The following is a 23,872-nucleotide window of genomic DNA, read 5'->3' as shown; positions in this document are numbered from 1 at the left end:
GGGCCACCTGCGAGAACCCGCATCGCGGGCGTGATACCGGGCGAACCTCACACCGGTGTGATCCGATAGGGAGCCATGGGGGAAGAGACGGGACGACACGTCGGCGACGAGGCCGGCGCGCGAGAGGAGCACCCGTGACGCACCGCCCCCGCCCCCGCCTGCGGCTCGCCGCGACCGCCGTCCTCGCGCTCGCGGCGGGTGCGGTCGCCGCGCCCGCCGCCGCCGCGGACTTCCCGATCGAGGAGCCCTTCGGGAGCACGTCGCCCAACGACCCGGCCTGGGTCCCGTTCGGCGAGGCGACGCTGACGGGCGAGGGCGACGGATGGCTCCGGCTCACCGACCTCGACCAGACCAACGGCGGGTTCGGTGGCTACGTGCTCGACAGCGCGTTCCCGACGGACCTCGGGGTGGCGGTCGAGTTCGAGTACGCGACGTGGGGCGGCCAGGAGCTCGGCGGCAACCGCGGCGACGGGTTCTCGTTCTTCCTCATGGACGGCTCGTTCCCCGCCGCAGTCGGCGGGGACGGCGGGTCGCTCGGGTACACGTTCCTCCAGGGCGGGTACGCGGGCGTCGGGTTCGACGAGTTCGGCAACTTCTCGGCCGGCGTCGGCGGCCCTGGCCCGCAGCCCGGGTTCGTGTCGGTGCGCGGCTCCTACGCCGCGGACACGCCGTGGGGCTACCTCACGGGAGTGCCCGGCCCCGGCGGGACCGTCGAGACCGTGCCGCCGGGTGGCGGCGACCCGAGCCGTGCGTTCGTCCGCACCGTCCGCGCCGTCGTCACCCCGGCGCCGAGCACCGACCTCCTGTCCGTGTGGAGCGACAGCGGACCCGGTACCCCGCTCGAGCCGCTCATCAGCCAGTTCGACATCGGCGGCGCGGCGGGACAGCCCGCGCTCCCGGCCACGTTCAAGCTCGGCTTCGGCGCGTCCACCGGTGGCGCGACGAACTACCACGAGATCCGGAACCTGCGCGTCGTGGTCCCGACCGTCCTCACCGTCGAGAAGACGACGAGCACACCGGTCGTGGAGTCCGGCGGCCAGGTGTCCTACCAGCTCGAGGTGACGAACGGGTACGTCAACGACGTGGTCGGCGCCCGCGTGGTCGACACCGTCCCGGCCGGGCTCACCGACGTCACGTGGACGTGCACCGCGACGGGCGGCGCGGCCTGCGGCACGGCCTCGGGGTCGGGCAACGCGATCGACACGACGGTCGACCTGCCGCGGCTCACCGGCCCGACGCCCACGGCGTCGGCGGTCCTCACCGTGACCGGGACCGCGCCGTTCGTCGACGCCGAGACGGTCCTGACGAACACCGCCGAGGTGGTCGCCCCACCCGACCGCGAGGACCTCACCGACAACACCTCGTCCGTGGACGTCACCGTCCTGCCGGCCGCCGACCTCGCGGTCACGAAGGAGCTCACCAGCCCGGCGCCGCTCGTGCTCGGAGAGCCCGTCGAGTACGTCGTCGACGTGACGAACGAGGGTCCCGGGAGCGCGCGCGGCGTCGTCGTCGCGGACGCCCTCCCGCCCGCCCTCGACCCGGCGAGCGTCGTCGCCGACGGCTGCACGCTGGAGGGCACGACCCTCGTGTGCCCGGTGGGCCCCCTCGCCGTCGGCGCGGACGCGTCGTTCACGATCACCGGCACGGTCGGCCCGGACCCCGCGACGTGCTCGGCGGGTGACGTCGTGCAGCGCGCCCGCGTGACCTCGTCGTCCGGGGACCCGGACCCGTCGAACGACGTCGCCGAGGTCGCGACCCCGTGCGTCGTCCCGGTCGCGCTGTCCGTCACGAAGACGGGCCCCGCGCAGGTGACCGGGGGCGAGTCGCTCCGGTGGGAGGTCGTCGTGACCAACGACGGCCCGGCCGCGGCGCCCGGCACGGTCGTCCAGGACGCCGTGCCCGACGCCGTCACGGGCGTCTCGTGGACGTGCAGCGTCTCGGACGGGTCGGCGTGCGACGCGCCGTCGGGCACCGGGAACGACGTCTCGACGACGGCCACCGTCCCCGCGGGCGGGACGGCGACCGTCGTCGTGACGGGCACCGCACCCCCGGCGGGGGGCACCGTCACCAACACCGCGACGGTCGAGCCCTGCGCGGCCTGCGTCGACGACGGCGACGGCCCGTACGAGGCGACCGCGACGACCACGGTCGTCCCCGCGCCGGGCCCCGGGCCCGACCCCGGTCCGGAGCAGCCCGGCACGTCCGGGCCAGGCCTCGCGACGACCGGCGTGGACCTCGTCGCGGCGAGCGCCGCGGCGCTGCTCGCCGTCGCGCTCGGTGCGGGGCTCCTGCTCCAGGGCACCCGGGCGCGCCGCCGGACCTGAGTCCCGGGACCTAGGACCTTTTCTGCGGTCCCGGGCGGACGTCACACCGCCCGGGGCCGTCACGAACCGTGCAGGGCCTCGGTCGATGCGGTTGTATGAAGCCGTAGTCGTTCACGAACCCTTCCCCCTGCAGGAGCGTGAGATGAGCACGACCACCGCCACCGAGTCCACCGCCTGGCGACCCGCCGAGGTCGCACCGCTCGACGACGACACCCTGCGTCGCGTCGACGCGTGGTGGCGTGCGGCGAACTACCTGTCCGTCGGCCAGATCTACCTCCTGGCCAACCCGCTGCTGCGCACCCCGCTGGTGCGTGACGACGTCAAGCCGCGCCTGCTGGGCCACTGGGGCACGACCCCCGGCCTGAACTTCCTCTACGCGCACCTCAACCGTGCGATCGCCGAGCGGCGCCAGTCGACGATCTACGTCGCGGGCCCCGGTCACGGCGGCCCCGGGCTCGTCGCGAACGCCTACCTCGAGGGCACGTACTCCGAGACGTACACGGACATCACCCAGGACACCGAGGGCCTGCGCCGGTTGTTCCGCCAGTTCTCCTTCCCGGGCGGCATCCCGAGCCACGTCGCGCCGGAGACGCCGGGGTCGATCCACGAGGGCGGCGAGCTCGGCTACGCGCTCTCCCACGCGTACGGCGCGGCGTTCGACAACCCCGACCTGCTCGTCGCCGCGGTCGTCGGCGACGGCGAGGCGGAGACCGGCCCGCTCGCGACGAGCTGGCACTCGAACAAGTTCGTCAACGCGCGCAACGACGGCGTCGTGCTGCCGATCCTGCACCTCAACGGGTACAAGATCGCCAACCCCACGGTGCTCGCGCGCATCAGCGACGACGAGCTGCGCGACCTCATGATCGGCTACGGCCACACGCCCTACTTCTTCACCGGCGGGTTCGACGGCGAGGACCACTTCGAGGTGCACCAGCGCTTCGCGACGCTCCTCGACGAGGTGCTCAACCACATCGCGCAGATCAAGGCCGACGCCGCGGCAGGGAACGACGAGCGTCCCGCGTGGCCCATGATCGTCTTCCGCACGCCCAAGGGCTGGACGTGCCCGCCCGTCATCGACGGCAAGAAGACCGAGGACTCGTGGCGCGCGCACCAGGTGCCGCTCGCGAGCGCGCGGGACACCCCGGAGCACCTCGACGTGCTGAAGGGCTGGCTCGAGTCGTACCGGGCCGACGAGCTGTTCGACGAGGACGGCCGCCTGCGAAAGGACATCGCCGCGCTCGCCCCCGAGGGCACGCTGCGCATGAGCGACAACCCGCACGCCAACGGCGGGCTCCTCCTCAAGGACCTGCGGCTCCCGGACTTCCGCGACTACGCGGTCGACGTCTCGGGCCCGGGCGGCAACGTCGCCGAGTCGACGCGCGTCCTCGGGCAGTGGCTCACCGACGTCGTGCGGCTGAACCCGGACAACTTCCGGATCTTCGGTCCCGACGAGACCGCGTCGAACCGGCTCCAGGCGGTCTACGAGGTCACGGACAAGCAGTGGAACGCCGACTTCTTCGGCCCCGACGTCGACGAGCACCTCGCCCGCGCGGGCCGGGTCATGGAGATGCTCTCGGAGCACCAGTGCCAGGGCTGGCTCGAGGGCTACCTGCTCACGGGGCGCCACGGCCTGTTCACGAGCTACGAGGCCTTCATCCACATCGTCGACTCGATGTTCAACCAGCACGCGAAGTGGCTCAAGGTCACCAACCACATCCCGTGGCGCCGGCCGATCGCGAGCCTCAACTACCTGCTCTCGAGCCACGTGTGGCGCCAGGACCACAACGGCTTCAGCCACCAGGACCCGGGCTTCATCGACCACGTCGTGAACAAGAAGGCCGAGATCGTCCGCGTGTACCTGCCGCCGGACGCCAACACCCTGCTCTCGACCTACGACCACTGCCTGCGCTCGCGCCAGTACGTGAACGTCGTCGTGGCGGGCAAGCAGCCGGCGCCGCAGTTCCTGTCCATGGAGCAGGCGATCGCGCACTGCACGCGCGGGCTCGGCATCTGGGAGTGGGCCGGCACCGAGGTCGAGGGCGAGGACCCCGACGTGGTCCTGGGCTCCGCGGGCGACGTGCCGACGCTCGAGGTGCTCGCCGCGGCGGACATCCTGCGCCGCCGCATCCCCGACCTCAAGGTCCGGGTCGTCAACGTCGTGGACCTCATGCGGCTCCAGGACGAGAACGAGCACCCGCACGGGCTGTCGGACAAGGACTTCGACACGCTCTTCACGTCGGACAAGCCCGTCATCTTCAACTACCACGGCTACCCGTGGCTGATCCACCGCCTCACGTACCGCCGCACGAACCACGCGAACATCCACGTGCGCGGCTACAAGGAGGAGGGCACCACCACCACCCCGTTCGACATGGCCATGCTCAACGACATCGACCGCTACCACCTGGTGATCGACGTCATCGACCGCGTGCCGTCCCTGCGCTCGACCTACGCGGGTCTGCGCCAGGAGATGGTCGACGCGCGGCTGACGGCCCGGCAGTACACCCGCGCGCACGGGGAGGACATCCCCGAGGTGCGCGACTGGGTGTGGCCGGACGTCGGCGAGACGGCGACCGAGGAGGGTGGCCCGCAGTACAACGGCGCGAGCGCCGCCGTGCAGGACACCGGAGGAGACAACGAGTGAGCGACACCGCTCGCAGCATCTACATCACCTCGCCCGAGGGCGAGACGGGCAAGTCCACGATCGCGCTGGGGGTCCTCGACCTGCTGGTCCGCAAGGTCCAGCGGGTCGGGGTCTTCCGGCCGGTCACCCGGGCCGCGGGCCCGGACGTGCAGGACTACGTGCTCGAGCTCCTGCTCGCGCACGACGGCGTGGACGTCACCGCCGAGCAGGCGATCGGCGTCACGTACGAGGACGTCCACGCCGATCCCGAGGGCGCGCTGTCGCAGATCGTGGCGCGCTACCACGAGGTCGCGCGCCAGTGCGACTTCGTCGTGGTCGTCGGGACGGACTACACCGACGTCGCGGGGCCGACCGAGCTGTCGTTCAACGCGCGCGTCGCGGCGAACCTCGGCGCGCCGGTCCTCCTCGTCGTCTCCGGCAAGGGCCGCACGCCCGACGCCGTGGGCAACCTCATCGAGGTGAGCGTCGCCGAGCTGCGCTCCCAGCACGCGCAGCCCATCGGCGTCGTCGCGAACCGCGTGCAGCCGGACGATCTCGACGCCGTGCGCGCGCTGCTCGGCGCCCTCGGCCCGGACGGCGAGCCGCTCGCGGGTGCACCGTCGGGCACCACAACCGAGCCTGCCTCGGGCGCCCTGCTGCCCGGCTGGGCGGTGCCCGAGGACCCGTTCCTCGACGCCCCGACCGTGCGGGTCCTCATGGAGGCCGTCGGCGGGTCGCTCGCGTTCGGCGAGGAGGAGCTCCTCGCGCGCGAGGCGACGGACCTGCTCGTCGGCGCCATGTCGTTCGAGCACCTGCTCGACCGGTTGACGGACGGTGCGGTCGTCATCACGCCCGGCGACCGCGTCGACATCCTCATCGGTCTGCTCGCCGCGCACTCGGCGTCGGGCTTCCCGTCGCTCGCGGGCGTCATCCTCAACGGCGGGTTCTTCCCGCCCGAGTCGACCGCGCGCCTCGTCGCTGACCTCGACCCCAGCCTGCCGATCATCCGCACCGACCTCGGGACGTTCCGCTCGGCGAGCGCGGCCGCGAGCGCCCGGGGACGCGTGACCAAGGAGTCGCAGCGCAAGGTCGACACGGCGCTCGCGCTGTTCGAGCAGAGCGTCGACGGCGCGGCGCTCCTCGCGGGGCTCGACGTCCCCCGGCCCGAGGTCGTCACGCCGCTCATGTTCGAGTACGAGCTGCTCTCCCGCGCCCGCGCGGACCGCAAGCACGTCGTGCTGCCCGAGGGCGACGACGACCGCATCCTGCGCGCCGCGTCCACGCTGCTCGGCCGCCAGGTCGCGGAGCTGACGATCCTCGGCGAGGAGCAGAAGGTCCGCGCCCGCGCGGCCGAGCTCGGCCTCGACATCGACGCGGCGCACGTCGTCAGCCCGCACGACCCGGAGCTCGTCGAGCGGTTCGCGACGGAGTACGCGCGCCTGCGCGCCCACAAGGGCATCCGGCTCGAGGAGGCGCGCGAGCGCGTCCAGGACGTGTCGTACTTCGGCACGATGATGGTCCACCTCGGCCTCGCCGACGGCATGGTCTCGGGCGCGAAGCACACGACGGCGCACACCATCAAGCCGTCGTTCGAGATCATCAAGACGCAGCCGGGCGTGTCCGTGGTGTCGTCGGTGTTCCTCATGTGCCTCGACGACCGCGTGCTGGTGTACGGCGACTGCGCGGTCATCCCCGACCCGACGGCGGAGCAGCTCGCGGACATCGCGATCTCCTCCGCCGCGACGGCGCAGCAGTTCGGCGTCGACCAGCGGGTCGCGATGCTGTCCTACTCGACGGGCGAGTCCGGCTCGGGTGCCGACGTGGACAAGGTGCGCCGGGGCACGGCGCTCGTCCGCGAGCGCCGCCCCGACCTGTTCGTCGAGGGCCCGATCCAGTACGACGCCGCCGTGGACGCGTCCGTCGCGGCGTCGAAGATGCCGGGCTCGGACGTGGCGGGTCGCGCGACGGTGTTCATCTTCCCGGACCTCAACACGGGCAACAACACCTACAAGGCCGTGCAGCGCTCCGCGGGCGCCGTCGCGGTCGGCCCCGTGCTCCAGGGTCTCAACAAGCCGGTGAACGACCTGTCGCGCGGCGCGCTCGTGCAGGACATCGTCAACACCGTCGCCATCACCGCGATCCAGGCGCAGGCCCCGGCCGGCGCCGCCGACCTCACGCCCGCCGACACCGGCCACGCCTCCCAGGGAGCCACCTCATGACGATCCTGCCCGAGGGCGAGCGCCCCAACCCCTACAGCGCCTACGGGGCGCACGGGTCCGTGCTCGTCATGAACTCGGGGTCGTCCTCGCTCAAGTACCAGCTCGTCAACCCCGTCGGCGGCGAGGCCATCGCCGCGGGCACGATCGAGCGCATCGGCGAGGACACCGGGATCATCAAGCACCGGTTCGCGGGGAACACGACGACGCGCGAGGAGCCGGTCGCCGACCACGGCGTCGCCCTGCGCATCGCGCTGAGCCTGTTCGACGAGGTCGGCCCGACGCTCGCCGACGCGGACGTGTACGCGGTCGGGCACCGCGTCGTCCAGGGCGGTTCGTTGTTCGCCGACCCCGTCCTCGTCGACGACGGCGTCCTGGAGCGGATCCGGTCGCTCTCCCCGCTCGCGCCCCTGCACAACCCCGCGAACGTCAAGGGCATCGAGGTCGCCCGGTCGCTCCTCGGGGACGTCCCGCACGTAGCCGTGTTCGACACCGCCTTCTTCCAGCGCCTTCCGCAGCACGTCGCCACGTACGCCCTGGACGCCGAGGTCGCGCAGCAGTACGCGATCCGGCGCTACGGCGCCCACGGGACGAGCCACCAGTACGTCTCGGGCAAGGTCGCGCGCGTCCTCGGCCGGCGGATCGAGGGGCTCAACACGATCGTGCTGCACCTCGGGAACGGCGCCTCGGCCTCGGCCGTGAAGGGCGGGGTCCCGGTCGAGACGTCGATGGGCCTCACCCCGCTCGAGGGTCTCGTCATGGGCACCCGCACGGGCGACATCGACGCGGCCGTGGTGTTCCACCTCGCGCGCAACGCCGGGATGACCATCGACGAGATCGACGACCTGTTCAACAAGCGGTCCGGGGTCAAGGGCCTCTCCGGGGTCAACGACTTCCGGGAGCTGCACCGGCTCATGGACGAGGGCCACGAGGGCGCCCGGCTGGCGTTCGACGTCTACATCCACCGGCTGCGCAAGTACATCGGCGCCTACGCGGCGGTCCTGGGCCGCGTCGACGTCGTCGCCTTCACCGCGGGCGTCGGCGAGCACGACGCCGAGGTCCGCGCCGCGGTCGTCGACGGCCTCGAACCCCTCGGCCTCGCCGTCGACCCGGACCGCAACGCCGTCGACTCCGGCGAGCCGCGCGTCATCTCACCGGACTGGACGAGCACGCTCGTCATGGTCGTCCCGACGATGGAGGAGCTCGCGATCGCGCGCCAGTCGGTCGAGGTCGTCGAGGCGGCATCGCGCGTCGGCTGAGCACCTGACGACGGAGCTCCGACCGGCGAGCCGACGCACGCGCGCCCGCTCGCCGGTCGGTGGCATGCTCGGGCGGTGACCGTTCTCATCGACCCGCCGGCGTGGCCCGCGCACGGGACGCTGTTCAGCCACCTCGTGTCGGACTCCTCCCTGGAGGAGCTGCACGCGTTCGCGGCGTCGATCGGCGTGAGCCGCCGCGCGTTCGACCTCGACCACTACGACGTCGCCGCGGAGCGGTACGACCTCGCGGTCGCGACCGGGGCGGTCCCCGTCGGCGGTCGCGAGCTCGCCCGGCGGCTGACGGCGTCCGGGCTGCGGGTCCCCGGCCGGGCGCGACGGGCGGCGAAGGCCGACGCGCTGCTCGCCCGGTGGGACGTGCTGCTGCCGGACGCGCGCGAGGTGGGGGTGGAGCTCGTCGAGCGCTGGCACGAGCCGCACCGGGTCTACCACGGCCCCGAGCACCTGGTGCACGCGCTCGACTCGCTCGCGCTCCTGGAGGGGCGGCCGCCCGGCGTGCCCGACGCCGCGGGCTCGCCCTGGCGCGGCGGTGCCCCGGCGTCGTCGGCCCGCGGTGACGCGGCGGTCGGGGTGACGCAGCTCGCCCTGTGGTTCCACGACGCCGTGCACGACGGCGAGGCGGGCCGTGACGAGGAGCGGTCGGCCGAGCTGGCGGGCGTCCGGCTCGCAGGTCATGTCGACCCGGACGCCGTCGACGAGGTCGTCCGGCTCGTGCTCGTGACGACCGACCACGCCCCCGCGGCGGGCGACGACTCGGGTGCGCTCGTGTCCGACGCCGACCTCGCGATCCTCGGCTCCGCGCCGGACCGGTACGCGCGGTACGTGCGGCAGGTGCGTGCCGAGTACGCCCACGTGCCCGACGACGCCTTCCGCACCGGTCGCGCCGCCGTCCTGCGAGCGCTGCTCGCGGGCGGCACGCTGTTCCGCACCCCGCAGGGCGCCACGCTGTGGGAAGACCGGGCCCGCGCGAACCTCGCGGCAGAGCTCGCGGCCCTCGACCCCGCCTGACCCATTGTCGATCCCGCCGAGCGGGTGGTCCAGGTCCGTCCCGCGCGACGGACGGACCCGGAACGCCTGCTCGGCGGGCCACGATCGCCTGCTCGGCGCTCCGGCGGCGCTAAGGTCGGGCCGTGACCGACGATCCGGCGCCGCCTGCCCCCGCTTCTCTCCTGCCCGACGCGTCGGCGCCGTCCTCCGGTCGATCGCGACGGCGTCGCCCGCGCCGGTCGCGCCGTCGGCGCACGACCGTCGGGGTCGCCGTCGGACTCGCGGTGCTCGTGCTGGCGCCGTTCGTCGTGGTGCAGGGCGTCGGGCGGGCTCACGTCGCCGACCCGGCGGACGTGCCGCCGAGCGACGCGATCGTCGTGCCGGGGGCGGGGCTGCGGCCCGACGGGTCGCCGTCCACGTACCTGCGGCGCCGGCTCGACGCGGCCGCGGAGCTCTACGGCCGGGGCGTCGCGCCCGTCGTCCTCGTGAGCGGCGACGCGCACGACGACTACGACGAGCCCGGGTCCATGCGCGCGTGGCTGCTCGACCGGGGCGTGCCGGACGACGCGATCCTGCTCGACCGCGAGGGCTTCGACACGCACGCGACGTGCACGCGCGCGGTGTCCGAGTTCGGCGTCGGCACGGCAGTGGTCGTGACGCAGGGCTACCACCTGCCGCGCACCCTCTTCTCGTGCCGCGTCGCGGGCCTCGACGCCGTCGGGGTCGGGGTCAGCGCGGCGAGCGTGGAGCCGTGGAAGGCCGTGCTCTACCGCGTGCGCGAGGTCCCCGCGGCGACGAAGGCCGTGCTCGACGCCCTGCGCCGCTGAGGACGCACCGCGCCGGGCACGGGGCGGTGCGGTCAGGGCAGGCGCAGGCGGCGCATGACGTCGAGCGCGGTCGTGAGCACCCTGCTGGGGAGCTCGCCGCCGATCCCGTAGAGCGTGTCGAGCGTGAGGCCCTGGTTGGCGCCGCGCTGCACGGAGATCGTCTGCGCCTCCGTGAGCGCCTCGATCCCCTCGCGGCCGTGCCGACGCCCCAGGCCGGACGCCTTGAACCCGCCCATCGGCGCACCGACCGAGCCCCAGGCGGCGGAGTACCCGTCGTTGACGTTGACGGTCCCTGCCTCCACGCGCGCCGCGATCCGGCGGCCGCGCGCGACGTCGCGCGTCCACACGCTCGCGTTGAGCCCGAACTCCGAGTCGTTCATGACGCGGACGGCCTCGTCGTCGCTCGCGACCCGGCGCACGGACACGACCGGGCCGAAGGTCTCCTCCCGGGCGCACGCCGCGTCGTCGGGCACGTCGTCCAGCACCGTGGGCGCGTAGAACCACGGGCCGATGTCCGCGCGGTGCACACCGCCCGCGAGGACGCGCGCGCCGCGCGCGATGGCGTCCTCCACGTGCGCGACGACGCGGTCGAGCTGCGCCTGCGACGTGAGCGACCCCATGTCGGCGGAGTAGTCGAGCCCGGCCCCGAGGCGCATCTCGCGGACGAGCGGCACGAACTCGTCGAGGAAGGCGTCGGCGACGTCCTCGTGCAGCACGATCCGCTCGATCGAGACGCAGAGCTGCCCCGAGTTGGAGAAGCACGCGCGGACCGCGCCGCGCGCCGCAGCGCGCACGTCGGCGTCGGCCGCGACGTAGAGGGGGTTCTTGCCACCGAGCTCCAGGGTCGCCCCGATGAGCCTCTCGCCCGCGCGCGCGGCGACCTTGCGGCCCGTGGCCGTCGAGCCGGTGAACGCGATGTGGTCCACGTGGTCGGTCACCGCCGCGCCGACGTCGCCGCCGCCCGCGACGACGAGGAACAGGTCGGCGGGCAGCCCCGCCTCCTCGAGCAGCTCGGCGCCCCACAGCGCGCTGAGCGTCGTCTGCGGGTCCGGCTTGAGCACGACGGCGTTCCCGGCGACGAGCGCCGGCACGGCCTCCGCGAAGGCGAGCGTCAGCGGGTAGTTCCAGGGCGCGATCACGCCGACGACCCCCACCGGGCGGCGGTGCACGCGCGTGCCCGTCAGCACCGGCAGCATGCCCGGCGCGCGGCGGTCGGCGAGGTAGCGGGGCCCGCGCTGGGCGTAGTGGCGCGTGACGATCGCGACGTCCGCGACCTCCTCGAACGCGCTGCGGCGCGACTTGCCGGACTCCATCTGGATGAGGTCGAGGCCGTCGGACTGCCGCGCGAGCACGAGCTCGCCGAACCGGCGCAGCACGGCCGCGCGCTCCCGGACGGGGAGCGCCGCCCACGCCGGCTGCGCCGCGCGTGCCCGCTCGACCGCGCGCGCCACGTCGTCCACGGAGGAGACGGGGAACGCGGCGAGCGGCGCGCCCGTGAAGGGCAGGACCGAGCGGTGCATGCCCGCCTCGTTGCTGGTGACGACGCGCTGCGCGAGCGGTGCGACGACGTCGGGCTCGAGCACATAGGTCGCCGCAGGGTTCTCGGGGTCGATCGGGCCGTCCAGCGCGGCGCCCTCGCCGGGTCCGGTGCCGGGGGTGCCGGATGAGCTCGTCATGGGGACAGGCTACGTCGTCGGACCGACAGGACCCGAGACGGGGAGCTCCCAGGTCGTGAGCACGGGGCGGAACCCCTGCCGCGCCCAGAAGGGTGCCGAGAGCGGGTTGAGGACGCCGTGGTGCAGGAGCACGACCGCGTCCTCCCCGACCTGCTCCCTGACGCGCGCGAGCGCCGCGTCGACGAGCGTGCCGCCGACCCCGGCGCCGCGCGCGGCGCCCGTCACGTGCAGCAGCACGAGGTAGGCGACCGGTCCGGTCGTGACTGTCCCGGCGACCGCCCCGGACCGTTCCGGCGGCTCGACCGCGACGACGCCCAAGACCTCCTCGGCCCGGCCTGCGGGGGCGTCCCCGCGCTCGTCCGCCGGGGCCGCCGTCGCGACGAGGAACGTCGTGGCCGGGTTCGCCACCGCGCCTGCGACCTGCGTCGCGAGGAGCGCACGGGACCCCGGGCGCACCCGGGCGGCGCCCACGAGCTCGTCGTACGCGAGCTCGGCGAGCTGGTGCTCCACGAGCGCCGGGACGTCGTCGGGCGTCGCGTCGCGGACGACGACGCCCGCCGGGACACGCCCGGCGGCGCCGGGGGCCGTGCCACGACGGGCGGCGAGGTGCACGGTCGGACGCATGCCGTGCGCGGCGAGCGCCGCGACCGCCCCGACGTCCCGGCTCGGCCACAGCAGCACCGTCCCGTGGTCGCGGGGAGCGGGGCCCACCTGGGGCACGCCGTCGCCGTCGGGCGGGGTACCAGGGTCCTGCGCGACGCGCTCGGACCACGCCGAGAGGAGCGCCGCCACCGCACCCGGGACGTCCGGCCCCGCCGCCCGGGCACGCAGCCGGTGCTCGCGCAGCGGGCGGAACAGCGCGGCCGAGGAGTCGGCGCCGACGTCGCCGACCGTGACGAGGCCCGCCGCCCTCGACCCGTCGGCGAGCCGGACGGCGAGCAGGCGCTCGTCGCCCGGCGCGGCGCCCAGGTCGGGGACCGCGACGAGCGGGTCGAGCGCGCCGACCCGCGCGCAGTGCTCGGCCTCCAGCGCGGCCAGGTCGTCGGCGTCCGGCGCCCAGGCGGGGCCGTGCGTCATCGCCCGGCGTCGCGCGCGTCCGGCGCGCCGAGAGGTCGGCCGAGCACGACGCACTCCTGGTCGGTGTAGCCGAGGCGCTCGTAGAAACCGCGGACGGAATCGTTGGTCGAGCGCACCATGAGGCGCACGGCCCGCGCGCCCTGGGCGGCGAGCCACGCCTCCGCCGCGACGACGGTGGCGCGCCCCGTGCCGTGGCCCTGGAGGCGCGGGTCGACCGCCACGTAGTAGAGCCAGCCGCGGTGCCCGTCGACGCCGGCCATCGCCGACGCGACGACCTCGCCCGCGTGGACCGCACCGCCGCCCTCGCCGTCGTCGGACGCCCCTCCCGGGAGGTCGCGCGTCGCCCGGCCCACGAGCACCGTGGACGTCTCCCCCAGGCGCGCGTCCGCGAGGTCGCGGTACGGGTCGTTCCACGGTCGGGTGAGCCCGCACGTGCGCCACAGCGCGACGACGGCCTCGACGTCGTCGTCCGCGACGTCCGCGAACACCACGTCCGTGCCCGTCCCGGCACGGCCGTCGTCGGGCACCTCGTCCGGTACCGGGCCGGGTACCGGGTCAGGTACGCCGTCGCCCGCGCGGGTCAGCCGGGGTCCGTCCGCGACGCGTCCCGTCACGGCGCGGGTCAGCGGGGCTGGTAGGGCGAGACGACGACCTCGACGCGCTGGAACTCCTTGAGGTCGGAGTAGCCGGTCGTCGCCATCGCGCGGCGCAGCGCACCGACGAGGTTCAGCGTGCCGTCGGCCTGGCGGCCCGGGCCGAAGAGGATCTCCTCCAGCGTGCCCGCGGTGCCGACGCGCACGCGCTCGCCGCGCGGGAGCTGCGCGTGGTGCGCCTCCGAGCCCCAGTGCCAGCCCCGGCCCGGCGCCTCCTCGGCCCGCGCGAGCGCGGCGCCGATCATCACGGCGTCCGCGCCGCACGCGACGGCCTTGACGAGGTCGCCCGAGCGGCCGACGCCGCCGTCGGCGATGACGTGCACGTAGCGGCCGCCCGACTCGTCGAGGTAGTCGCGGCGCGCGGCCGCGACGTCCGCGACCGCCGTCGCCATGGGCGCGTGGATCCCGAGCGAGACACGCGTGGTGTGCGCCGCACCGCCCCCGAACCCGACGAGGACGCCGGCGGCGCCCGTGCGCATGAGGTGCAGCGCCGCGGTGTACGTGGACGCGCCGCCGACGACCACCGGGACGTCGAGCTCGTAGATGAACCGCTTGAGGTTCAGCGGCTCGGCGACGCCCGAGACGTGCTCGGCCGAGACGGTCGTGCCCCGGATGACGAAGAGGTCGACGCCCGCGTCGACGACCGTCTGGTAGTGCTCCTGGGTGCGCTGCGGGGAGAGGGCGCCGGCGACCGTGACGCCCGCGGCGCGGATCTCCTTGAGGCGCTGCGTGATGAGGTCGGGCTTGATGGGCTCCGCGTAGATCTCCTGCATGCGTCGCGTGGCCTCGAGCGGCTCGAGGGTCGCGATCTCCTCGAGCAGGGCGGTGGGGTCGTCGTAGCGGGTCCACAGGCCCTCGAGGTCGAGCACGCCGAGGCCGCCGTGGTTGCCGAGCGCGACGGCCGTGGCCGGGCTCATCACCGAGTCCATGGGCGCCGCGAGGATCGGCAGCTCGAAGTGGTACGCATCGATCTGCCAGCCGACCGACACCTCCTTCGGGTCGCGCGTGCGCCGGGAGGGCACGACCGCGACGTCGTCGAAGGAGAACGCGCGCCGACCGCGCTTGCCACGTCCGATCTCGATCTCGTTGCTCACCGGGCCAGCCTACCGGCGGGCCGTACCCGCCACCTGCAACGACCGCCGTGTGGGTGGGCGCTGGCAGGGTGACGCTCGTCGCCGGGAGGTCCGGCGGCACCGGGCGCGACGAGCACCTGGACCTGAGCGAGACCGCGAGGTGGACCATGACGACGACGCCCTGGACGGCGGGACCGCTCCTCGGTCTCGACACCGAGACCACGGGCGTCGACGTGGACGTCGACCGGATCGTCACCGCCGCGCTCGTGCTGCGCGAGCCCGGCTCGACGCACGTGCGTACCTGGCTCCTCGACCCGGGCGTCGAGATCCCCGCCGAGGCGACGGCGATCCACGGCGTCACGACGGCGCACGCGGCCGCCTACGGGGTCGCACCCGTGACGGCGCTGGAGGAGATCGCGACGCTCGTCGTCGACGCCCAGCGCGACGGGGTGCCGCTCGTCGCGTACAACGCCGCGTTCGACCTGTCGCTCCTCGACGCGGAGCTCGTCCGCCACGGCCTGCCGACGCTCGCCGCCCGGCTCGGGCGGCCCGTGCGCCCGGTGCTGGACCCGCTCGTGCTGGACCGCGCGTGGGACCCGACCCGTGAGGGCAAGCGGCGCCTCGTCGACCTGTGCGCGCGCTACGAGGTGCTCGACGTCGGCCCCCTGCACACCGCGGACGCGGACGTGCTCGCCACGCTCGACCTCCTCGACGCCCTCGCGCGCGCCTTCCCGGACCTCGGCGCCCTGGGCCCCGACGCCCTCCACGACCTTCAGGTCGTGGCGCACCGACGCTGGGTCGACGCGCTGGACCCCGAGCGCGAGCCTCCTTACGTCGGGGCCGGCGCCGACGGTCGCTGGCCCTCGTGAGACGGCCCACCGACCGACCCGGCACGAGGCCCCGAGCCCACCCGACCGACTCCTATCTCACGACACGGATGGAGATCGTGTGACGAACCCGTGATACCCCCACGGCTGGGTAGCGTCGTCGAGTGAATATCTCATCCATGAGTTATCGTCGCTCGCATGACAGTGATCGACGACGCCCCTCTGACGCAGGTCGGCGCGCTCATCCGCGGCGCCCGCCAGAACCGGGGCCTCACGCAGACCCAGCTCGCCGAGCGGCTCGGCACGAGCCAGAGCGCCGTGCACCGCATCGAGCAGGGCGCCCAGAACCTCAGCCTCGAGATGCTCAACCGCATCAGCCTCGCGCTCGACTCCGAGATCATCAGCCTCGGCGGGCCCAAGCACGCGCACCTGCGCGTCCAGGGCGGCCACACGCTGTCCGGGCGTATCGAGGTCAACTCCTCCAAGAACGGCGCGGTCGCGCTCCTGTGCGCGTCGCTCCTCAACCGGGGTCGCACCACCCTGCGCGGCGTCGCCCGCATCGTCGAGGTCGACCGCATCGTCGACGTGCTCCGCTCGATCGGCGTCCGGGCGACCTGGACGACCGGCGGGCGCGACCTCGAGATCGTCGTGCCGGACCAGCTCGACCTCGCGGCGATCGACGTCGACGCCGCGCGCCGCACGCGCTCGATCATCATGTTCCTCGGCCCGCTGCTCGGGCTCCGCGACACGTTCGAGCTCCCGTACGCCGGCGGCTGCGACCTCGGCACGCGCACCGTGGAGCCCCACATGATCGCCCTGCGGCCGTTCGGCCTCGCGGTCACCGCGACGGGCGGTAACTACCACGCGACGGTGGCCCCGGCGTCGGGCACCGACCTGTCGGTCGTGCTCACCGAGCGCGGCGACACCGTCACGGAGAACGCGCTCATGGCCGCGGCCCGGCGCGACGGCGTCACGACGATCCGCAACGCGAGCCCCAACTACATGGTCCAGGACCTGTGCTTCTACCTCGAGCTGCTCGGCGTCCGGGTGGAGGGCATCGGCACGACGACGCTGCGCGTCCACGGCCGCACCGACATCGACGTGGACGTGGAGTACGCCGTCTCGGAGGACCCGGTCGAGGCGATGAGCCTGCTCACCGCGGGCATCGTCACCGGCTCCGAGATCACGGTGGCCCGCGTCCCGATCGAGTTCATGGAGATCGAGCTCGCGACCCTGTCCGAGATGGGGCTGCGCTACACGCTGAGCCCCGAGTACCTGGCTCGCAACGGCCGGACGCGCCTCGTGGACGTCACCGTGCACCCGAGCGAGCTCCGCGCGCCGATCGACAAGATCCACCCCATGCCGTTCCCGGGGCTCAACATCGACAACCTGCCGTTCTTCGCCGTCATCGCGGCGAACGCGCAGGGCACGACGCTCATCCACGACTGGGTCTACGAGGGCCGCGCCATCCACCTCACCGACCTCACGCGCCTCGGCGCCGACGTGCGGCTCCTGGACGCCCACCGCCTCCAGGTCACCGGCCCGACGCGCTGGTCCGGCGCCGAGGTGAGCTGCCCGCCGGCCCTGCGCCCCGCCGTCGTCATCCTGCTCGCGATGCTCGCGGCGAAGGGCACGTCCGTCCTGCGCGGCGTGGACATCATCGCGCGCGGCTACGAGGGCCTGACGGAGCGCCTGCGCGAGCTCGGCGCCCACATCGAGACCTTCCGCGACTGAGCCGACGAGCCGCGACGGGCCGGCGCCCTCCGGGGCGCCGGCCCGTCGTGCGTCACTTCGGGTAGACCGCGTCGACCTCGACCTCGACGAGCCAGCCGTTCACGGGGAGGTTCTCGATCTCGAGCGCGAACCGCGACGGGCGCGCGGCGTTGACGACCATCGGCGCGGTCGTCGCCGAGCCGAGCTGGACGTCGATCGGCTTGCCGGTCGCGAGGTTCGTGTTGGCGAAGAACTGCCGGTAGGCGCGGTTCCAGCCGGCAAAGTCCATCTTCTCCTGCCCTGCGGGGTTCTGGAGGAACACGCGCATGGACACGACGTCGTCGTAGGACAGCCCGGCCCGCTCGAGGTTCTCGCCGATCCGCATGAGGACGTTGATCCCCTGCGCCTCGGTGATCGTGACGCCCGCCGGCAGCACCCCGCCGGGGAACACGTCGGTGGGGATGTAGCGCTCCTCGGCACCCGCCCCCAGCGCCGTGTTCATCGCGGAGGGCCCGAGGCCCGAGGACTTGTACCAGGCGACGTTCTTGCCGAACGCGACGCCGTCGGCGATCGACGGGGTGTCGCCGGTGACGAACGAGAAGGACTCCGTGGGCTTCGGCTCGAAGAGCTTCCCTGCGGCGACGGCGGTGCCGGGGACGGCCACGGCGGCGGTGACGGCGACGGCGACGACGACCTTGGTGCGGTTCTTCATGCAGGCCTCCAGGCGGTGACGACGGGCGCCACCCTGACACCCGCTCCGGCGGGCCACGACGGCCGCCGGAGCGGCGACGCTAGACGCCGACCGTTTCCGGGTCGTGACGGGCGCGTGTCGGCTCGTCGCCGCGCCGTCGGGCGCCCCGCTGCCCGCGCCGCACGACCGGGCGACCAGGCACGACGGGGACGACACGAGACGTTTACGCGAGCCGTCGCGCGTTGACGGACGCGAAACGCCCCGGACCCACGTTCGCGACGACGCGTGCCTAGCGTCGGCCGCGGTGCTGACGGCGGCACCCGGCATCGTGGGCCGGGCAGTCCGCCCGTCGGGCCGTGGACGAGAGGGCTCCAGCCACATGGTCACTGACGAGAAGACGTCCGGCGTCTCGCGCCGCAACTTCCTCCAGGCCGTCGGGGTCGGCTCCAGCGCCGGCGTCATGTTCGCCACGATGGGCGCTGTCGGGCTCGCGCCGACGGCCGCCGCCCAGCCGCGGAACGAGTCGTGGACACCGCCGCGGGGCAGCGACTTCAGCCTGACGGGACGCTCCGCCAAGAAGGTCGTCGTCGTGGGCGCCGGGCCTGCGGGCCTCGCCTCGGCGTACGAGCTCCAGAAGGCGGGGTACCGGGTGACGGTGCTCGAGGCGCGGCACCGGCCCGGCGGACGGACGCTGACGATACGCGGAGGCGACTCCGAGACGGACATCAACGGCGTCACCCAGAAGGCCCGGTTCTCCGACGGCGTGTACATGAACGCGGGAGCCGGCCGCATCGCCCAGTGGATGGTCACCATGGACTACCTGCGCGAGCTGGGCGTTCCCTACGAGGTCTTCACCAACGCGAACGCGGACGCCTACCTCTACAACGAGCGCTCGGGCGCCACCCCCGGCAACCCGGTCCGGTACCGCACGGCCAAGGCGGACGTCTTCGGCTACACGTCCGAGCTGCTGAGCTACGCGACCGACCAGGGTGCGCTCGACCAGAAGCTCACGGCCGCGGACAAGGAGAACCTGCGCGCGTTCCTGCGGTCCTGGGGGTCGCTGCAGTCCGACGGCAGCTACCGCGGCGGGGACAACCGGGGCTACTCCGTGTACCCGTCCGCCTGGAACGAGCACGGCACGCCGCTACCCGGCCCCGGCACGGTGTCGGAGGTGCTCGCGTCGAAGGTGGGGCAGTACTTCCCGTTCGAGATCAACTGGGAGCAGTCGATGCTCATGTTCCAGCCGAAGGGCGGCATGGACACGACCTACGACTACTTCGTGCGGGCCATCGGCAAGCAGAACGTCCTGTTCAGCTCACCGGTCACCGGGGTGCGGAACACCACGCGCGGCGTCACCGTCACCTACACGGCGCACAACGGCAAGGCCCGCCAGGTCGACGCCGACTTCGCGATCGTCGCCGCGCCCGCGGGGCTCATGCGGCGGTGGGACACGAACTGGGGCGCGGACGTCGACGCCGCGCTCGGCGAGTTCGCCGTCGGGTCCCCGGCGGGCAAGATCGGGCTCGAGTACCGCTCGCGGTTCTGGGAGGACGACCACCGGATCTACGGCGGCATCACGGAGACCGACATGGACCTCGCCCACGTCTGGTACCCCTCCTACGGGTACGGCGAGCGTCGCGGCCTCGTCGTCGGGTACTACAACACCGGTGCCAACGCGCGCTCCTACGCGGACATGACGCCACGGCAGCGCGAGATGCGCGCCGTCGAGCAGGGCGTGAAGATCCACGGCGAGAAGTACCGGACCGAGCTCGAGAGCTCGTTCTCCATCGCGTGGCACAAGGTGCCCTACATCGAGGGCGCGTGGGCCTACCCGAACACGCAGTCGTCGCGCTTCAAGCAGCTCCAGCAGGGCGCGGGGAACGTGTACTTCGCGGGCGACTGGATGTCCGAGATCTCGGCGTGGCAGCACGGTGCGTTCTGGGCGGCCCGGTACGCGGTGCAGGCCCTGCACACGCGCGTCATGGCCTCGTGAGCGCCGCCGACGCACCGACGCCGGCCTGACGGCACGCCCGTGGCGCGACGACGGCCCGGCACCCGGCCCCGTGACGGGGTGCCGGGCCGTCGTCGCGGTCGCGGCGAACGCCTCAGAAGCCGGAGTAGTTCGGCGCCTCGACGGTCATCTGGACGTCGTGCGGGTGGCTCTCCTTGAGCGACGCCGACGTGATGCGGATGAAGCGGCCCTTCTCCTGGAGCTCCGGGACCGTCCGCGCGCCGACGTAGAACATCGTCTGGTGCAGACCGCCGACGAGCTGGTGCGCGACGGTGCCGAGAGAGCCCTTGTACGCCACCTGGCCCTCGATGCCCTCGGGGACGATCATGTCGTCGCTCGTGACCTCGGCCTGGAAGTAGCGGTCCTTGGAGTAGGACTTCTTGCCGCGCGACGACATGGCGCCCATCGAGCCCATGCCGCGGTACGCCTTGTACTGCTTGCCGTTCACGAGGATCGTGTCGCCGGGCGACTCCTCGGTCCCCGCGAGCATCGAGCCCAGCATCACCGACTCCGCGCCCGCGACGATCGCCTTGCCGATCTCGCCGGAGTGGCGCATGCCGCCGTCCGCGATGACGGGCACGCCCGCCGGGCGCGCGGCGAGCGACGCCTCGTAGACCGCCGTGACCTGCGGGACGCCCACGCCGGTGACGATGCGCGTCGTGCAGATGGAGCCCGGGCCGACGCCGACCTTGACCGCGTCCGCGCCCGCGTCGACGAACGCCTGGGCGCCCTCGCGCGTCGCGACGTTGCCGCCGATGACCTGGACGTCGCGCGTCGCCGGGTCGGACTTCAGCCGCGCGACCATCTCGATGAGCATGCGGACGTTCCCGTGCGCGGTGTCCGCGACGAGCACGTCGACACCCGCGTCGATCAGGGTCGTGGCACGCTGCCACGCGTCGCCGAAGTAGCCGATCGCGGCACCCACGAGCAGCCGGCCCTGGCCGTCCTTGGACGCCTGCGGGAACTGCTCGGACTTGACGAAGTCCTTGACGGTGATGAGGCCCGTGAGGCGGCCGTCGGCGTCGACGAGCGGGAGGCGCTCGAGCTTGTGCTTGCGCAGGAGCGCGGTGGCCTCCTCGCGCGAGATGCCGGCCGGGCCCGTGATGAGCGGCTGCGGCGTCATGACCTCGTCGACCTTGGTCGTGGCCCACTCCGCGACGGGCGTGAAGCGGAGGTCGCGGTTGGTGACCATGCCGATGAGGCGGCGCTCCGCGTCGAGGACGGGGAAGCCGGAGATGCGGTACTCGCCTGCCGTCTTGTCGAGCTCCTCGAGCGTCGCGTCCGGGCCGATCGTCACCGGGTTGTCGATGATCCCCGTCTGCGTGCGCTTGACCAGGTCCACCTGGAGCGCCTGGTCCTCGATGGAGAGGTTGCGGTGCAGGACGCCGATGCCGCCCTGGCGCGCCATCGCGATCGCCATGCGCGACTCGGTGACGGTGTCCATCGCCGCCGAGACGAGCGGCACGCGGATCGAGATCTCGCGGGTCAGGCGCGTCGTGGTGTCGATGTCCGACGGCGCCAGGTCCGAGTAGCCGGGCTGCAGCAGGACGTCGTCATAGGTGAGACCCAGGAAACCGAAGGGGTCGCGGTCGGGAGCGGCGGCGGGGACGGGCGAGGCGGTCACACCAGGATTCTACGCCGCGGGGCTCTCCGGTATTCCCGCCGCGATCCTTGCCCGGCACCCCGTGAGCCGCCCGCCCGAGACCTCAGCGCACGACCGCGAGGAGCTCGTGCAGGAGCCCGGGAAAGCTGCGCACGCGGTGCACCGTCGCGGCGAGCGGGAGGTCGCCGGCGGCCTCGTCGCTCGGCAGGCCGACGAAGAACGGCAGGCTCGGGTTCGCCTCGTGCGCGGCGTGGACGATCCCCAGGTCGGGACGCGCCTGGGTCGTCACCATGGCGACGGCGGAGGGCCGCACCATCGTGACGATCTCGAGCGTGCGGTGGACGTTCGCCGGCCCCGTGACGATGCGGGCCATCGCGCCGTGGGACGCGAGCGACGCGGCGAGGGCGTGCGCGGCCAGCGGCAACGGCTCGTCGGGCGCCGCGAAGACGAGGACGATCCGGCGCATGCGGCTCGGGTGGTTGCGCGGCGGGCCGCCCGCCGCGACGATCGCGTCCTCGCTCGCCTGCGTGTACTCGCGCAGCGCGCCCAGCGTCGCGTTGGCGAGCACGACCTCGGGGACCTCCCCCGGACCGGCGAGCACCGTGCGCTCGGCGAGCCGCTCGAGCGCCGGCTCGACGAGGTCCGACCACCAGGCCGCGGGGTCGCCGCCCGCGGGGATGCGCAGGAGCCGGTCGCACGTGCGCTGGTCGTAGGCGATCGCGGCGTCGACGACGTCGGACACGCGGGTGGGGCGCGGAGCCTCCCGCACTCCGAGGGCGCGCGGCCCCGTCGCTCGCGCAGGCTCGCCGCCGGGCACCGCGCGCAGGAACGGGCGCGCCGGCGGAGCGGGCTCGGGGGCCGCGTCGTCCGCGTCGAGATCGTCGTCGAGATCCTGGCCGCCCTCGGCACCGTGATCGTCGAACGAGACCGCACCGCGGTGCGCGTCGAGCTCGTCGCCGTCGGCCGCCAGGGCCGCGCGGGCCGCGTCGGCGGGCGCGACGCCGTCGAGCGTGAGGCGCCGCATGACGACGAGGCGCGCGACGTCGTCGTCGGTGTAGCGCCGGTGGGAGCCCGCACGGTGCTGCGAGGGTCCGAGGCCGTAGCGGCGGTCCCAGGTCCGCAGGGTCGCGGGCGCGACGCCGAGCCGACGCGCGACGGCGGCGACGGCGAGGCCGGGGTTCGTGGACATGCTCGGTCGGGCTCCCTCGGGGTCGGGGGCGGACCGGACGGAGGTCATGGATCGATTCTGCCGACCACTCCGGCGTCTCGCCACCTCGTCCAGGTCACAGTCGTGCACCCTTCGCGCCAGGCTTGTGCAGAGTTTGTTCACCGTTCGCGCAAACGCGCCAGGAGGTCGGCATCGCGTCAGCCTAGACCTCGTGGCTGCATCGGTTTGGCCACCCTCGAGCGCCGCTTCGCCCTGCGGAGCCCCCGTGACCTGCTCCTTCACTTTTCTCGCACAGGGGGCTTGAACAACTTCTGCAACGCTTGTAGGTTGTTCGCCATGGCTGAGATCTCCAGGCTCCCCGGGCCCGTGATGGAACTGTGGGAATGGCAGTACCAGGGTTCGTGCCGCGATGCGGACGACACGTTGTTCTTCCACCCCGAGGGCGAACGCGGCTCGACGCGCCGCCGTCGCGCGGAGGCCGCGAAGGCGATCTGCCACTCGTGCCCCGTCATGATGCAGTGCCGCGAGCAGTCGCTCCGCGTGCGCGAGCCGTACGGGGTGTGGGGCGGCCTGAGCGAGGACGAGCGGGCGGCGATCCTCGCCGGCGGCGCTCGCCGCACCGGCTGACCAGCCCGCCGCGGCACCACCAGCAGACCTGCACGGCACCGGTCCGACGTCGTACCGGGAGCGCGTGCGCACGGCCCGTGGGAACGGTGGGGCGACCGGCCACGGAACGCAGCAGGGCCCGCGACCGGACGGTCGCGGGCCCTGCTGGTGGAACGGGGTCGGCGTCAGCCGACCACCACGGCGAGGATGTCGCGCGCGGACAGGACCAGGTAGTCCACGCCGCCGTACTTGACCTCGGTGCCGCCGTACTTGCTGTAGATGACCTTGTCGCCGACGGTCACGTCGAGCGGGACGCGGTTGCCGTTGTCGTCGACACGGCCCGGACCGACGGCCAGGACCTCGCCCTCCTGGGGCTTCTCCTTGGCGGTGTCCGGGATGACCAGGCCGGATGCGGTCGTGGTCTCGGCCTCGAGGGCCTTCACGACGATCCGGTCCTCGAGCGGCTTGATGGGGACCGACACGTCGGACCTCCCCTTTCGCATGAGAACTGCAACGGATG

18 protein-coding genes are annotated in these 23,872 nt (G+C 73.5%); 10 read left to right on the top strand and 8 right to left on the bottom strand.

Features of this window, described 5'->3' with window-relative positions:
• Positions 1 to 134 precede the first annotated feature (134 nt).
• From ACN9MS_RS05910 to ACN9MS_RS05885, 6 genes are all read left to right on the top strand, one after another.
• Positions 135 to 2,324: a hypothetical protein gene (locus ACN9MS_RS05910; protein WP_426311110.1), complete on the top strand. Its 2,190-nt coding sequence runs from the start codon at positions 135 to 137 to the stop codon at positions 2,322 to 2,324.
• A gap of 142 nt (positions 2,325 to 2,466) precedes the next feature.
• Positions 2,467 to 4,968: a phosphoketolase family protein gene (locus tag ACN9MS_RS05905; protein WP_426311109.1), complete on the top strand. Its 2,502-nt coding sequence runs from the start codon at positions 2,467 to 2,469 to the stop codon at positions 4,966 to 4,968.
• The gene (pta, locus tag ACN9MS_RS05900) at positions 4,965 to 7,166 is read left to right on the top strand and encodes a phosphate acetyltransferase (protein WP_426311108.1); all 2,202 of its coding nucleotides are present in this window, start codon (positions 4,965 to 4,967) and stop codon (positions 7,164 to 7,166) included. Before ACN9MS_RS05905 ends, pta begins: the two co-directional genes overlap by 4 nt.
• Positions 7,163 to 8,422 (top strand): acetate/propionate family kinase, encoded by a 1,260-nt coding sequence (locus ACN9MS_RS05895; RefSeq protein ID WP_426311107.1) that lies wholly within the window; start codon positions 7,163 to 7,165, stop codon positions 8,420 to 8,422. The genes pta and ACN9MS_RS05895 overlap by 4 nt, the downstream gene beginning before the upstream one ends.
• 75 nt (positions 8,423 to 8,497) lie before the next feature.
• The gene (locus ACN9MS_RS05890; protein ID WP_426311106.1) at positions 8,498 to 9,448 is read left to right on the top strand and encodes a DUF4031 domain-containing protein; all 951 of its coding nucleotides are present in this window, start codon (positions 8,498 to 8,500) and stop codon (positions 9,446 to 9,448) included.
• 122 nt (positions 9,449 to 9,570) lie between these two features.
• Positions 9,571 to 10,254, top strand: a complete 684-nt coding sequence (locus tag ACN9MS_RS05885; RefSeq protein ID WP_426311105.1) for a SanA/YdcF family protein — start codon at positions 9,571 to 9,573, stop codon at positions 10,252 to 10,254.
• A gap of 32 nt (positions 10,255 to 10,286) precedes the next feature.
• On the opposite strand, the gene ACN9MS_RS05880 is transcribed toward ACN9MS_RS05885, so the two are convergent.
• From ACN9MS_RS05880 to ACN9MS_RS05865, 4 genes are read right to left on the bottom strand one after another with little or no spacing between them, the layout of a single operon-like run.
• The gene (locus ACN9MS_RS05880; protein WP_426311104.1) at positions 10,287 to 11,930 is read right to left on the bottom strand and encodes a succinic semialdehyde dehydrogenase; all 1,644 of its coding nucleotides are present in this window, start codon (positions 11,928 to 11,930) and stop codon (positions 10,287 to 10,289) included.
• Between the two features lie 9 nt (positions 11,931 to 11,939).
• The gene (locus ACN9MS_RS05875) at positions 11,940 to 13,007 is read right to left on the bottom strand and encodes a GNAT family N-acetyltransferase (RefSeq protein WP_426311103.1); all 1,068 of its coding nucleotides are present in this window, start codon (positions 13,005 to 13,007) and stop codon (positions 11,940 to 11,942) included.
• Positions 13,004 to 13,621 carry a GNAT family acetyltransferase gene (locus ACN9MS_RS05870; protein WP_426311102.1) on the bottom strand — a complete coding sequence of 206 codons (618 nt, stop codon included), beginning with the start codon at positions 13,619 to 13,621 and terminating at the stop codon, positions 13,004 to 13,006. Before ACN9MS_RS05870 ends, ACN9MS_RS05875 begins: the two co-directional genes overlap by 4 nt.
• 8 nt (positions 13,622 to 13,629) lie before the next feature.
• Positions 13,630 to 14,754 (bottom strand): GuaB3 family IMP dehydrogenase-related protein, encoded by a 1,125-nt coding sequence (locus ACN9MS_RS05865; protein WP_053369640.1) that lies wholly within the window; start codon positions 14,752 to 14,754, stop codon positions 13,630 to 13,632.
• A gap of 146 nt (positions 14,755 to 14,900) precedes the next feature.
• Between ACN9MS_RS05865 and ACN9MS_RS05860 the strand changes: the two genes are divergently transcribed.
• Positions 14,901 to 15,602, top strand: coding sequence for an exonuclease domain-containing protein (locus tag ACN9MS_RS05860; protein ID WP_426311101.1), 702 nt, complete (start codon positions 14,901 to 14,903; stop codon positions 15,600 to 15,602).
• A gap of 156 nt (positions 15,603 to 15,758) precedes the next feature.
• Positions 15,759 to 17,294: a helix-turn-helix domain-containing protein gene (locus ACN9MS_RS05855; RefSeq protein ID WP_426311100.1), complete on the top strand. Its 1,536-nt coding sequence runs from the start codon at positions 15,759 to 15,761 to the stop codon at positions 17,292 to 17,294.
• A gap of 52 nt (positions 17,295 to 17,346) precedes the next feature.
• Here ACN9MS_RS05855 and ACN9MS_RS05850 read toward each other — a convergent pair whose 3' ends face one another.
• Entirely contained in the window at positions 17,347 to 17,985 is a 639-nt protein-coding gene (locus tag ACN9MS_RS05850; RefSeq protein WP_426311099.1) for a Rid family hydrolase, read from the bottom strand.
• 358 nt (positions 17,986 to 18,343) lie between these two features.
• Between ACN9MS_RS05850 and ACN9MS_RS05845 the strand changes: the two genes are divergently transcribed.
• A complete protein-coding gene (locus ACN9MS_RS05845) occupies positions 18,344 to 19,957 on the top strand; it encodes an FAD-dependent oxidoreductase (protein ID WP_426311098.1) in 1,614 nt (537 codons plus the stop codon).
• Positions 19,958 to 20,069: 112 nt separating this feature from the next.
• Here the strand turns inward: ACN9MS_RS05845 and guaB are convergent, their stop codons facing one another.
• Together guaB and ACN9MS_RS05835 are read right to left on the bottom strand one after the other, a co-directional pair.
• Positions 20,070 to 21,599 carry an IMP dehydrogenase gene (gene guaB / locus ACN9MS_RS05840; RefSeq protein ID WP_426311097.1) on the bottom strand — a complete coding sequence of 510 codons (1,530 nt, stop codon included), beginning with the start codon at positions 21,597 to 21,599 and terminating at the stop codon, positions 20,070 to 20,072.
• Between the two features lie 82 nt (positions 21,600 to 21,681).
• On the bottom strand, positions 21,682 to 22,815 hold the full coding sequence (locus ACN9MS_RS05835) for a MerR family transcriptional regulator (RefSeq protein ID WP_426311096.1): 1,134 nt from the start codon (positions 22,813 to 22,815) through the stop codon (positions 21,682 to 21,684).
• A 267-nt stretch (positions 22,816 to 23,082) separates the two neighbouring features.
• Here ACN9MS_RS05835 and ACN9MS_RS05830 point away from each other — a divergent pair, with 267 nt between their 5' ends.
• Positions 23,083 to 23,373: a WhiB family transcriptional regulator gene (locus tag ACN9MS_RS05830; protein ID WP_031316449.1), complete on the top strand. Its 291-nt coding sequence runs from the start codon at positions 23,083 to 23,085 to the stop codon at positions 23,371 to 23,373.
• Positions 23,374 to 23,537: 164 nt separating this feature from the next.
• Here ACN9MS_RS05830 and groES read toward each other — a convergent pair whose 3' ends face one another.
• On the bottom strand, positions 23,538 to 23,834 hold the full coding sequence (gene groES / locus ACN9MS_RS05825) for a co-chaperone GroES (RefSeq protein WP_047233053.1): 297 nt from the start codon (positions 23,832 to 23,834) through the stop codon (positions 23,538 to 23,540).
• Between the last annotated feature and the right edge of the window lie 38 nt (positions 23,835 to 23,872).

This window comes from Cellulosimicrobium sp. E-16 (assembly GCF_049913115.1).
In the GTDB taxonomy this organism is placed as follows: Bacteria; Actinomycetota; Actinomycetes; order Actinomycetales; family Cellulomonadaceae; genus Cellulosimicrobium.
Note: the sequence above shows the minus strand (reverse complement) of the source record. Positions and strands in the feature narration are given on the sequence as shown.

Bases quoted from the DNA above. Each gene is read 5' to 3' on its own strand.
- ACN9MS_RS05830 (WP_031316449.1), top strand. From the start codon at position 23,083: ATGGCTGAGATCTCCAGGCTCCCCGGGCCCGTGATGGAACTGTGGGAA.
- ACN9MS_RS05905 (WP_426311109.1), top strand. From the start codon at position 2,467: ATGAGCACGACCACCGCCACCGAGTCCACCGCCTGGCGACCCGCCGAG.
- ACN9MS_RS05855 (WP_426311100.1), top strand. From the start codon at position 15,759: ATGACAGTGATCGACGACGCCCCTCTGACGCAGGTCGGCGCGCTCATC.
- ACN9MS_RS05875 (WP_426311103.1), bottom strand. From the start codon at position 13,007: ATGACGCACGGCCCCGCCTGGGCGCCGGACGCCGACGACCTGGCCGCG.
- ACN9MS_RS05845 (WP_426311098.1), top strand. From the start codon at position 18,344: ATGGTCACTGACGAGAAGACGTCCGGCGTCTCGCGCCGCAACTTCCTC.
- ACN9MS_RS05860 (WP_426311101.1), top strand. From the start codon at position 14,901: ATGACGACGACGCCCTGGACGGCGGGACCGCTCCTCGGTCTCGACACC.
- ACN9MS_RS05835 (WP_426311096.1), bottom strand. From the start codon at position 22,815: ATGACCTCCGTCCGGTCCGCCCCCGACCCCGAGGGAGCCCGACCGAGC.
- ACN9MS_RS05895 (WP_426311107.1), top strand. From the start codon at position 7,163: ATGACGATCCTGCCCGAGGGCGAGCGCCCCAACCCCTACAGCGCCTAC.
- ACN9MS_RS05850 (WP_426311099.1), bottom strand. From the start codon at position 17,985: ATGAAGAACCGCACCAAGGTCGTCGTCGCCGTCGCCGTCACCGCCGCC.
- ACN9MS_RS05880 (WP_426311104.1), bottom strand. From the start codon at position 11,930: ATGACGAGCTCATCCGGCACCCCCGGCACCGGACCCGGCGAGGGCGCC.